Annotated in this window: 10 protein-coding genes; all 10 read left to right on the forward strand. The window is 40.2% G+C overall.

Translation table 11 applies throughout. The annotated features are described in order from the left end of the window. Positions 1-74 precede the first annotated feature (74 nt). The 10 genes from MPH60_RS08125 to MPH60_RS08170 all read left to right on the forward strand — a co-directional run bounded on the left by MPH60_RS08125 (position 75) and on the right by MPH60_RS08170 (position 12,598). Complete coding sequence (locus tag MPH60_RS08125; protein ID WP_241593711.1) at positions 75-842, forward strand: polysaccharide deacetylase family protein; 768 nt, start codon at positions 75-77, stop codon at positions 840-842. Between the two features lie 75 nt (positions 843-917). After that, the gene (locus MPH60_RS08130) at positions 918-1,688 is read left to right on the forward strand and encodes a dioxygenase family protein (protein WP_241593710.1); all 771 of its coding nucleotides are present in this window, start codon (positions 918-920) and stop codon (positions 1,686-1,688) included. Positions 1,689-2,064: 376 nt separating this feature from the next. Next, a complete protein-coding gene (locus MPH60_RS08135) occupies positions 2,065-4,917 on the forward strand; it encodes a 2-oxoglutarate dehydrogenase E1 component (protein ID WP_241593709.1) in 2,853 nt (950 codons plus the stop codon). 1 nt (position 4,918) lies between these two features. Continuing rightward, positions 4,919-6,196, forward strand: coding sequence for a 2-oxoglutarate dehydrogenase complex dihydrolipoyllysine-residue succinyltransferase (gene odhB / locus MPH60_RS08140; RefSeq protein ID WP_241593708.1), 1,278 nt, complete (start codon positions 4,919-4,921; stop codon positions 6,194-6,196). Between the two features lie 239 nt (positions 6,197-6,435). Next, positions 6,436-7,188 (forward strand): DeoR/GlpR family DNA-binding transcription regulator, encoded by a 753-nt coding sequence (locus MPH60_RS08145; protein ID WP_241593707.1) that lies wholly within the window; start codon positions 6,436-6,438, stop codon positions 7,186-7,188. Beyond that, the gene (pfkB, locus tag MPH60_RS08150; RefSeq protein ID WP_241593706.1) at positions 7,188-8,108 is read left to right on the forward strand and encodes a 1-phosphofructokinase; all 921 of its coding nucleotides are present in this window, start codon (positions 7,188-7,190) and stop codon (positions 8,106-8,108) included. Before MPH60_RS08145 ends, pfkB begins: the two co-directional genes overlap by 1 nt. Before the next feature lie 4 nt (positions 8,109-8,112). Then, the gene (locus tag MPH60_RS08155; protein WP_241593705.1) at positions 8,113-10,005 is read left to right on the forward strand and encodes a PTS fructose transporter subunit IIABC; all 1,893 of its coding nucleotides are present in this window, start codon (positions 8,113-8,115) and stop codon (positions 10,003-10,005) included. Positions 10,006-10,770: 765 nt separating this feature from the next. Continuing rightward, on the forward strand, positions 10,771-11,007 hold the full coding sequence (locus MPH60_RS08160; protein WP_241593704.1) for a hypothetical protein: 237 nt from the start codon (positions 10,771-10,773) through the stop codon (positions 11,005-11,007). Positions 11,008-11,578: 571 nt separating this feature from the next. Continuing rightward, positions 11,579-11,983, forward strand: coding sequence for a secondary thiamine-phosphate synthase enzyme YjbQ (locus tag MPH60_RS08165; protein ID WP_241593703.1), 405 nt, complete (start codon positions 11,579-11,581; stop codon positions 11,981-11,983). Positions 11,984-12,022: 39 nt separating this feature from the next. Next, complete coding sequence (locus tag MPH60_RS08170) at positions 12,023-12,598, forward strand: GNAT family N-acetyltransferase (RefSeq protein WP_241593702.1); 576 nt, start codon at positions 12,023-12,025, stop codon at positions 12,596-12,598. Positions 12,599-12,642: the final 44 nt, after the last annotated feature.

A 12,642-nucleotide genomic window follows, 5' to 3' on the forward strand; every position in this document is an offset into this window, starting at 1 on the left:
ACCGCTGCCTTATTTCGCATGAAACCCCTTTATTGGTACATCTTAATGGTCAAAAGGAAGGGGATGCAACATCTATGAAGAATAAGCTTAAATTATTTCTTTCCATGGCGGGTTCTTTCATTATTATTTTGTTTCTTGTGGCTGTGCAAAACATTCAAGTACATGCAATGGTACCTGAAGAAATAACACCGCTCCTAAAAAGTAAGGAAAAACAGAAAATCGCCTATTTAACATTCGATGACGGACCATCTTTGAATACCATGGATATATTGGATATTTTGGACAGCTATCAAGTTAAGGCCACATTTTTCGTTAAAGGGAATGAAGAACCATATGCAAAGGAAAGTTATCAGGAAATGGTTTCCCGCGGTCATGCGATTGCCCTTCATTCTTATACACATGATTATTCCATCGTTTATCGATCGACTGAGAGTTTCTTTCAAGATTTGAATAGGCTTGAAATCATGCTGCAAAATGAGTATGGGATAAAAAGCCGTATTGTGCGCCTTCCTGGCGGCTCAAATAATCGTCTTAGGCATCAGGCTGCAACGAAACCCATCATCAATGGAATCCTTCAGCAACTAAAGGAAAAAGGGTATATTTACTTTGATTGGTCCATTGACTCGACAGATGGCTTCAGTCCGTCAATAAGTGAACAACAAATCATTACTGCTGTACAAAAAGGGACGAAAAATCAAAAGCATGTTAATATCTTATTGCATGATATCAATAGTATGGAGAATACAGTGAAAGCATTGCCTGATATAATTGAATTCCTTAAAAAAGAAGGATATACCTTTGATACTATTGATGAGACAACCCCGAAATTGCAATTTAATTGATGAACACGATGTTTATCTATAGTAAATTAAGGTATAGGGTATTGAGATTACAATGTGAAAGGATTTATCGTTTCTATGATGCCATCATTGTTTTTATCACATGGAACACCGCTATTAGCTTTGGAAAAGAATAGCTACACTTCTTTTTTGAAGGAATATATGCAAACTATGAAGAAACCTGCTGCCATCGTTATTTTGTCAGCACATTGGGAAAATGAAGATCAAATGATTTCTGCAGTAGGGAAGCATGAGGTCATTTATGATTTTGCAGGATATCCTGAAGAAGTATTTCAAATAACTTATCCTGCCAGGGGATGCCTTGAGCTGTCAGATCGAATTTTAACCTTATTGTCCAGGATAGGTGTATTGGGGGAACTTGATGAAAGGCGCCCCCTGGATCATGGAGCATGGGGGCTTTTGCATATCATGTATCCCAAAGCAGACATCCCGACCGTATCCATGTCCATCAGTCCTGTGCTGCCCTTGTATAAGCAGTATGAAATTGGCAAAGCATTGAGGGAATTAAAGGAAAGTAATGTCCTGATCATAGGAAGCGGTGGAATTGTCCATAATTTCACCCAAATTCAGAGAGATATGCATGTTGCAGAAGGATGGGCAATCGAGTTTGAGAACTGGGTCGAAGAGAAAATCATGAAATGGGATTTGCAATCTTTGTTCAATTATAAAAAAATCGCCCCTTACAGTACAGAGGCTGTGCCTTCCAAAGGACATTTCATTCCATTGGTCATCGCAATGGGGTCAGGGGATGACAATAAAAAAGCGGATCTCCTGCACAGAAGCTTTCAATATGGCAATCTGAGTTTAACAGCTTGGAAGTTTGATTGAGGTGAAAGGGTTTTCAAACTAGTTAAATTTACCTGAAAAATAATCATTATACAAAAATACAAAAATCTTTTTTTAGCGAAAAAAAGACTTAAATGAGCAAAAAAGACAATTAAAAGCGATTTTTGACGAATTAAGCAGAAATATAGTTTAAAAAAGGTTGCATAAAGTGGTTTAACCTTTGGATATTTCGACAAAAACATGTTAATATAACATCTGAAAACGTTTTATCCTTTAAAATTTTATTATTCAATAACCAAAGTTATTTATTATATATCTTATATATATCATATATTTGGGGAAAATTTAGAAGAAAGAAATTTGGGGATGGATAAAACGAAATGAAAAAAATTATGAGAAAAATTTGGGGGTTTACAAAATGACCATCAATGATTCTAAGGTATACGACCAATGGAAAACTTTTTCAGGTCCAAACCTTGGGTATGTCATGGAGCAATACGATTTATTTCTAGCCAACCCGGAAGAAGTGGATCCGGAACTGAAAAACTTTTTTGAAGTATCTGGTCCTCCTTCATTCGATGTATCGGCAGAAACAACGACTGGAAATGCACCAACTGTACAAACTGGAGAAGTTCTTCCAATGAAGAAAATTATGTCTGCAGTTAAGTTAGCTGAAAATATCCGTGCATACGGACATCTTGCTGCAAATATTTATCCTTTAAAAGAAGAAGCTCTGGACACTGAACAAATTCACTTTGAAAAATATGGCTTGACTGCAGATGATTTAAGGAAAATCCCGGCTGACTTTATTTGTCCGGAATCACCTGAAGACGTTAAAGACGGATACGAAGCCGTACAATACCTAAAACAACTCTATACAAAAACGATAGCCTTTGAATTTCATCATGTTAATGACTTGGATGAAAAGCAATGGCTTACTGATATGGTCGAATCCGGAAACATGTTCCCGGAAGTGGGAAAAGAAAAAAGAGAACTATTACTTAAACGATTGAATGAAGTAGAAGGCTTCGAGAAATTCCTTCACCGCACATATGTAGGGCAAAAACGTTTCTCTATTGAAGGACTGGATGCTTTGGTTCCGATTTTAGATGAAATGATTTCACAAACTGTTCAAAACGGAACGGGTAATGTGAATATTGCCATGGCTCACCGCGGACGTTTGAATGTGCTTGCACATGTATTAGGAAAGCCATATGAAGTCATTTTCTCAGAATTCCAACATTCACCTAATAAAGATTTGGTTCCTTCCGAAGGTTCAACAGGCATTAACAATGGATGGACCGGTGATGTTAAATACCATTTAGGTCTGGATAAACAGATTACTAAAGCTAATATACAAAAAGCAAGGATTACACTTGCCAATAACCCAAGTCACTTGGAAGTTGTCGGTCCAATCGTGGAAGGGTATTCTCGTGCGGCTCAAGAAGACCGTTCAGAAAAAGGATTCCCTGTTCAGGACATTTCCAAATCACTTGCAATCCTGATTCATGGTGATGCAGCATTCCCAGGTGAAGGAATTGTACCTGAAACGTTTAACTTAAGCCGTTTACGCGGTTACCAAGTTGGCGGCGCTATCCATATCATCGCCAATAACATGATCGGATTTACAACGGAAAGCGAAGATTCACGTTCAACTTTATATGCTAGTGATTTGGCAAAAGGCTTTGAAGTGCCGATCGTGCATGTGAATGCAGATGATCCAGAAGCATGTATGGCTGCCGTGAACCTTGCTAACCTATACCGTGAAAAATACAATAAGGATTTCCTGATCGACCTGATCGGTTACAGACGTTTCGGCCATAACGAAATGGATGAGCCATTGGTGACTCAACCTGAAATGTATGCATTAATTCATAAGCACCCAACCGTTAAAGAGCTTTATGGGAAAAAACTTATTGAAACTGGCGAGTTCACTGAAGCGGAAGTTAAAGCGATTGCTGAGCAAGTGGATACGAGGCTTGCAGATGCATATGCGAAAATTTCCGGAAATAAACCGGAAGCTTCTAAAGAGTGTAATCCTCCTGGGATTATTGAAAAAGGACTTCCAGCCATTGAAACGGCAGTTTCGAAACAAGAACTTGTTACAATTAACGAAGAACTTGTCAAGTGGCCGGAAGGATTCACTCCTAATAAAAAATTAGGAAAGATTTTATCACGTCGCTTGGATTCCTTTGGTGCTGACGGAAAAATTGATTGGGCCCATGCCGAGACATTGGCATTTGCATCCATATTGAGTGACGGCACACCAATCCGTTTGACAGGACAAGATTCAGAGCGTGGTACATTCGCACAACGTAATATCATGTTACATGATAGTGTTAATGGCAAAACATATTCACCACTTCACACGCTTGAAACTGCTAAAGCGTCATTCGCTGTTCATAACAGCCCGCTTACTGAAACGGCAGTTCTGGCTTATGAATATGGTTATAATGTTTTTGCACCTGAGACACTTGTATTATGGGAAGGCCAATTCGGTGACTTCGCTAATACAGCACAAGTGATCTTTGACCAATTCATCGCGGCAGGCCGTGCAAAATGGGGTCAAAAATCAGGTCTTGTCATGCTGCTTCCACACGGTTATGAAGGACAAGGACCAGAGCACTCAAGTGCACGACTGGAACGCTTCCTTCAATTAGCGGCAGAAAACAACTGGACTGTTGCCAACTTAAGTTCGGCTGCTCAATACTTCCATATCCTTAGAAGACAAGCTAAGATTTTGGATAAAGAGCAAGTACGTCCGCTAGTCATCATGACTCCGAAGAGTATGCTTCGTAATCAAGTGATGGCTTCTACAGCAGAAGAATTCAGTGAAGGTGCTTTTGAATCATTCGTAGAAACCAAAGCTTTGGGCAAAAAACCTAAATCGGTTGAACGCATTGTTTTTGCATCAGGTAAATTGGCGGTTGAACTTCGTGAAAAAGCGGCAACTGAAAAAAATACGGATTGGTTGCAAATCATCAGTATCGAAGAAATTTATCCATTCCCATTCACTGGAGTTCAAGAAGCCCTGAAAAAATATACAAACCTTAAAGAAATCTTCTGGGCTCAAGAAGAACCTAAAAACATGGGTGCTTGGACATTTGTTGAACCTCGCCTAAATGCAGCGGCTCCTGGCAATCTTTCAGTAACATATATAGGAAGGAAGCGCAGATCAAGCCCGGCTGAGGGAGATCCACTTGTCCATAAAAATGAACAACAACGGATTATGACTCAAGCAATTACACGCAATAATGAGGGGGAGAAATAAAATGGCTGAAGTAAAAGTACCTGAATTAGCAGAATCAATTTCTGAAGGATCTATTGCGCAATGGTTAAAACAACCCGGTGATCACGTTGAAAAAGGAGAATATGTCCTTGAACTTGAAACGGATAAAGTGAACGTGGAAATCATTTCAGATTATACTGGTACACTTTCGGAACATTTAGCAGAAGAAGGCGATACTGTCCAAGTTGGACAGGCTATCGCCATCGTTGATGAAAATGGATCAGCTGCAGCAGCTCCAAAAGCGGAAGCTCCTAAGGTTGAAGAAGCTAAAGCAGAACCAGCTAAGGCTGAACAAGCGGCTCCTGCTAAAGAGGCTCCTAAAGCAGAAGCGAAAGAAGCATCATCCACTCAACAAGTTATTGCTTCACCAGCTGCAAGGAAATTGGCTCGTGAAAAAGGAATTGACTTGACTCAAGTGCCTGTAGCCGACCCACTAGGTCGTGTACGTGTACAAGACGTAGAAGCAGCAAGTAATGCTCCTGCAGCACCTGCAGCACCTGCGGCAGCTCCAAAACAAGCTCCTGCAGCTAAACAAGCAGCCGCTCCTGTTGAAGTGAATGATGACCGCATTGAAGTGGTTAAGATGACACGCCGTCGTCAAACCATTGCCAAACGTCTAGTTCAAGTACAATCCGAAGCAGCCATGCTTACTACTTTTAACGAAGTCGATCTTTCTGCAGTCATGGAATTGCGTAACCGCCATAAGGATTCTTTCGTGAAAACAAATGACGTTAAACTTGGTTTCATGTCATTCTTCACTAAAGCGGTCATTGGCGCATTGAAAAAATATCCGTTATTGAATGCTGAAATCCAAGGCGACCATATCCTGAAAAAGAACTTTTATGATATCGGTGTAGCTGTATCCACTGATGAAGGTCTTGTTGTTCCGGTAGTAAGGGATGCTGACCGCAAAAGCTTTGCTGAAATCGAGAAGAACATTTCGGATTTAGCTGTTAAAGCGCGTAACAACAAACTTGGACTTTCAGATTTATCAGGTGGTACTTTTACCATCACTAATGGAGGGACTTTCGGTTCCCTATTATCAACACCAATCTTGAATGCCCCTCAAGTTGGAATCTTGGGCATGCATACAATCAAGACTCGTCCAATCGCTGTTGGAGATCAAATCGAAAACAGACCAATGATGTACCTTGCATTATCTTATGATCACCGTATCGTAGACGGAAAAGAAGCTGTTGGTTTCTTAGTGGCTATCAAAGATATGCTGGAAGATCCAGAACAACTTTTACTTCAAGGCTAATAAAATAATCAGAACCCCCCTGTCATCATGACATGGGGGTTTTTTGTGTGAAAAACTGAAAAGATATATTCATAGAAAAAGAGATAATGGGGTTCAAGAAAGGTTATCAAAGGTTATCTCAATTGGAATTGAATGTTTTTGAAGGTATTTTTGAATGAATTTGAGTATTTTTAAACGTTTGTGATTGATTATTCTTTCGTTTTCATATATGATGATGATATTAAAGTGAGGTGGGCGAATTGTTGACAACTGAAAGGCACCAGTTCATCTTATCGATCCTTAAAGAACAAGGAACGGTAAAGCTGCAGGAGCTTGTAGATCAGCTACAAGCCTCGGAGTCGACCATTCGGAGAGATTTAGTGCAACTCGAAGAAATGAAGCTCTTGAAACGTGTACATGGAGGGGCCTCTTTACTTCAAAGAAAAGGTCTTGAACCAACAACTATGGAAAAGCAAAACAAAGCAAAGGCTGAAAAACGACATATAGCAAAGCTGGCGGCTTCATTCATAGAGAAAAATGATTGTATATATCTTGATGCAGGCACGACGACCGCGGAAATGATTCCTTATTTAAAGGATAAAAATATAACGGTGCTGACAAATGGTCTGATGCATATTCCAAAACTCATCGAATTGGAAATCAAAACCGTGTTAGTTGGCGGAACGATTAAATTTTCGACAAATGCGGTTATAGGAAGTAATGCTGTACAGTTCTTGAATGAATACCGTTTTGATAAATGCTTCTTGGGAATGAACGGCATCCATCAAGATCTGGGTTTCACAACACCCGACCCGGAAGAAGCTCTACTGAAGAAGATGGCATTACGCCTCTCTAATGAAACTTATGTGCTTGCTGACAGTTCAAAACTGAATGAAGCTACTTTCGCTAAGGTGGCAGATGTAAGCGATGCCATAATCCTTACTGACAGCAATGATGAAGAGGCTGTTGCTCAACTCGATAAAAATCCAAAGGTAAAGGTCGTGACCATTTAATGATTTATACAGTGACACTCAACCCATCCATCGATTACCTTGTTGAGGTGGAAAGTTTTCAAATGGGCAAGGTGAATCGAACCAGTTATGATGCAAAATTCCCTGGAGGGAAAGGGATTAATGTTTCCCGAGTGCTTAAAAGGCTGGGCAATAGTACGACAGCGTTAGGATTCATCGGTGGACAATCAGGTGAATTTGTAAAAAGGTTTTTAAGACAGGAAGAGATTTTCACGGACTTTACAGAGATAGCTGGAGATACAAGAATAAACATCAAATTGAAGACAGGGCTGGAGACCGAAATTAATAGCCAAGGGCCGGTCATTTCAAAAGGGAATTATCAACAATTATTTAGTCAGATTGAACAGTTGAATAATAATGATATCCTCATTTTATCAGGAAGCATCCCACCAAGCGTTCCATCGGATGTATACGAAGCCATGGCAAGGTCATGTTCCGATAACGGCATTAAAGTGGTGGTGGATACGAGTGGCAAGGGATTACTGAATGTCCTTCCACACCGGCCATTTTTAATAAAGCCCAATCACCATGAACTGGGTGAGCTTTTTTCCACCGAAATAAGAACGGTTGATGATGCTAGAGAATATGGCAATAAATTGGTAGAAGCAGGAGCACAAAATGTCATTGTATCCATGGCGGGACAGGGGGCCGTGCTTTGCACCGGTGGAGAGTCATATTCCGCGAATGTTCCAAAAGGGAATGTCATCAACTCAGTGGGTGCAGGCGATTCCATGGTTGCAGGTTTCATCGGGACATATGAAAGGACAGGAGATATTTTATCCGCTTTCCGATTCAGTCTTGCCGCAGGAAGTGCTACAGCCTTTTCATCCGATCTCGGAACACTGGATAAAATTGAAGAGCTATTACCGCAAATTGCCATCAATCAACTAACAGGAGGCTGACTCTATGAAAATTACAGACTTGTTAAAATTGGACACAATCATAATAGATTTGCAAAGTGTTACAAAGCAAGCAGTCATTGATGAACTATCAGGAAAGTTAGCCGAGGCAGACAGGCTAAACGATGTGGAGGGTTTTAATGCTGCCATCTTAAAACGTGAAGAGCAAAGCACAACAGGGATTGGTGAAGGGATAGCCATACCGCACGCAAAAACAAATGCTGTAAGGGTACCGGCCATCTGTTTCGGCAAATCTGTCAGTGGTGTGGATTATGAATCGCTTGATGGGCAGCCGGCTCATTTGTTCTTTATGATTGCAGCAAGTGAAGGAGCGAATGCAGATCACTTGGAAACCCTTTCCCGGCTTTCTTCATTACTGATGGATGATAAATTCAGGGCCCGATTGATTTCTGCTTCTTCTGGTGAGGAAGTGTTGGAGATAATCAATCAAAAAGAAATGGAGGCTTATGAAGAAGAAACTGAAGAGGAGCAATCAAGTAATGGTGCCAGTGGTAACAATAAAGGAGGTAAAATCCTCGCCGTTACAGCTTGTCCAACAGGAATTGCCCATACTTATATGGCTGCCGATGCGTTAAAGGCCAAAGCGAAGGAAATGGGAATCGATTTCAAAGTGGAAACAAATGGTTCCACAGGAATCAAAAATGGTTTAACCGCCGCAGAGATTGATGAAGCGGATGCAATTATCGTCGCAGCGGATAAGCAGGTGGAAATGGATCGTTTTAATGGAAAACATGTCATTATTGTCCCTGTTGCCCATGGAATCCGGAAGACCGAGGAGCTTTTAACCAGAGCCGTGAGTCAGGATGCACCTGTTTACAAAGGAACTGGAAATGATAAAAGTGATGAAGGTGATTCAGCTAAAGGAGGATTGGGGATTTACAAGCACTTAATGAATGGCGTAAGTAACATGCTTCCATTTGTCGTCGGGGGCGGAATCCTGATTGCGCTTTCTTTCTTTTTCGGGATCGAGGCAGCCGATCCGGCAAATCCGGAGTATAATCCCATTGCCAAAGCATTAAGTGATATTGGCGGGGGAAATGGTGCCTTCTTCTTACTTATCCCTGTCCTGGCTGGATTCATTGCTTCAAGTATTGCCGACCGTCCAGGTTTTGCTCCTGGTATGGTAGGGGGATTATTGGCAGCACAGGCTAATGCTGGTTTTCTTGGCGGACTGATCGCCGGTTTCCTTGCAGGTTATGTCGTCTTACTTTTAAGAAAATTGTTTTCCAAGTTACCGCAAACACTCGATGGCATTAAACCGGTTTTACTCTATCCTGTATTCGGGATGTTAATTACAGGGTTTATCATGATATTTCTTATAAATGAACCAGTAACAGCCATTAACACGGGCTTGACCAATTGGCTGCAGGGCTTATCCGGAACGAACGCAATATTCCTAGGCTTGATTCTTGGGGGTATGATGGCTGTGGATATGGGCGGACCTTTAAATAAAGCAGCATTCACCTTTGGGATTGCAGCCATTGAGGCATCAAGTTTCGGACCACATGCTGCAGTAATGGCTGGTGGAATGGTTCCTCCTCTAGGAATCGCATTTGCCACTACATTCTTTAAAAGCAAATTCACTGAAATGGAAAGGAAGTCAGGTTTCACTAATTACTTCATGGGTGCTTCATTCATCACAGAAGGTGCCATTCCCTTTGCGGCGGCGGATCCATTGCGCGTTATCGTCAGCAGTGTTGTTGGGGCAGCGACGGCAGGAGCCCTGTCAATGGCTTTTAGTGTAACTTTGCCAGCGCCACATGGGGGAATATTTGTCATCCCCCTAGTCAACCATCCATTCCGCTATTTGCTGGCGATTTTAATAGGATCCCTCATTACCGCTTTAATATTGGGATTCTGGAAAAAGAAACGGATATAAAAAAAACAGAAAGAAAGCGGGTCCAAGTACATTGGACCCGCATTCAGTTTGTAGACAAAAAGGTTTCGGAATGGCATCATTCCGGAACCTTTTTAAATTTTATTGGATGGAAGCAGTTATAAACAGAGGATCTAAGATGACTATCATTGCGTATTTTTTGCTGCCGCATGAAACGAATAGGCAAACTGTTTAGTTCTCTTGCATAATAGCTACTCTCAGGATCAGTTGAACTTTCTTTAAATCTCCTTGTTTCCTTTCATGATAAACTTATCTGCAGGAAAAGGCTTCTTTACTTACGCTCTTGATTTATTTCTTATTGAATATGTCCTTGATGGTACGTGTTTCCTTAGATATCAAAAAATTAAAACCAACTATAATAAATATATATGTATTTTGTTGCTACACCTTTGAATCATTGCACCCAGCATTTTAGATGGAAGTGATAATTATTCACAATCTGGATGTGTAAGAGTCTAGAGTCCTTTAACACGTTATGTACCATCTGATTTAAAGTGACAAGGATCGAATCCTTTGCTTTTTACAAATAAAGAAAAAGCCATTCAAGCATCTTTGCAGTACGTATTGTCCGATATCAATTTAGTGCCGATCGAACTTTGGCTAATTGGGGTTTCACAATATTGAAGTGATAACTTGACTATAAGAAAAATCATAAAAGATAGCTGTTTATTACCGATTAATGAAACTTTTCAGTCATTAAGAACGTACCATTAATAATGGTAACCTAAAAACTGGGAGGAAGTAAGTGTGGACTTGACCCCAAAACAACGAAACTTGTTGCAATCATTAACCACTGATTGGCAGACACCGATTCAAATTGCTGCCAGTCTTCCGAAAGAATCGGGAAATCTATCCTGTGTAAATCAGACTCTTAAAGAGTTAGTGCGTGAAGGGTTGGTGCAAGCTAATCCAGTAATGTTCGGTCTATTCCGATTAACCACGGATGGCATGACCAAAAAGGAGTTAGAATTAGGTTTGAACTAATGATATCGGCAACTTACACAAGAGGATAAAATTCATTTTATTCGATTAGCTGTTATTACAATCGTTAATTAACATAGCCTAAAACAAAAAAACTGAAGACAAACTCAATTTTCATCGAGTTTATCTCCAGTCTGAGAGCGCATCCAATTTTCAGCGGGTTCGCTTTCCGGAAACCTTGCGTCACTTTAAAAGATCTATGATTAATTACTAAATGTGGCTAGAAGCCTATAGCCTATCTGGTTTTCAACGACAAGAGATGGATGGATTTTTCGGGCAGTTCTCCATTGATCGATCCAGATTAAAACCAATCCCCCCTTAGCATTTTAAATCTGCAGGTTTCTCTTTTAAATAGAATTTCCGTGAAATACTTCCTCAATCGGTCCACTTTATCTGCTGGAGTGGCTAATTGGAAATGTTGGCTTAAAATCACCCCTCATCCCTTATAGATTCAATATTAAAACAAAATAATTATAATAAGGTTTGCTAATCTTAATATCGATTGGTTTATTAAAGCATGAATATATGGTTTATGGGTAAAGGAATATTAAAATGACAAAAGGAGTGAACGTACATGCTGAAGAAAAACACCTTAAAAACGACGAAAAGGGATGATATGATTGATGTTACGACAGAAGTACAGGCCTTCATTAATGAAAATGGGATTCAAGAGGGGATAGCACTTATATATTGTCCACATACGACAGCAGGAATCACGATTAATGAAAATGCTGATCCCGATGTCAAAAAGGATATGCTTAGAAGACTGGATGAGCAATATCCATGGAACCATACATTGGATTTACATATGGAAGGAAACACCGCTGCCCATTTGAAATCAAGTACGGTTGGTTCTTCACAGCAGGTGATCATACATAAAGGGAGCTTAATCCTTGGTACATGGCAGGGTGTATATTTTTGTGAATTCGATGGTCCCAGAGAAAGGCAATATTTTATTAAATTATGTGTCGACCAGTAAAATGGAAGGTAGAGCAAGGATGAAGTGGGAGGAAGCGGATTGGACGATGTTTGGATTGAAGGAAGCAAAGTAATATTGAGGAATGTTAAACAAGCCGATTTAAAACGTTTATGGAGCCTGAAATATGGAGAAGCCAATCCAGCATGGAAAAAGTGGGATGCACCTTATTATCCTCTAGAACTTATTGATTTCCATACGTATATCGATAAAGAAATGAAGCATCAAACCTATGATGAGAAAATGGGGGCTTACTCCGAGCTATTAATGGAAAAAAACGATCAAATAATAGGATCTGTTGTATATTACTGGGAACATGAACCTTCACGCTGGCTTGAAATCGGAATTACGATTTTTGAGACTAAGTATTGGAACGGCGGTTACGGAACAGAAGCGTTAATGCTATTCATAGGCTATTTATTCGAAAAAATGGAGATTGAGCGGGTTGGCCTGACGACGTGGTCAGGTAATGAACGTATGATCGCAGTTGGAGAAAAGGTTGGCATGCAAGTAGAGGGAAGGATGAGAAAATGCCGTTATCACGAAGGTTATTATTACGATTCAATCAGAATGGGAATGCTACGGGAAGAATGGGAATCATTAAAATTTCGAAGTTAATCGACCTGTGAAAATTTTTCCTTCATTTCCTTGGAAAAAATTTA

It is taken from the genome of Peribacillus sp. Aquil_B1, from assembly GCF_022603275.1.
Lineage (GTDB): Bacteria > Bacillota > Bacilli > Bacillales > DSM-1321 > Peribacillus.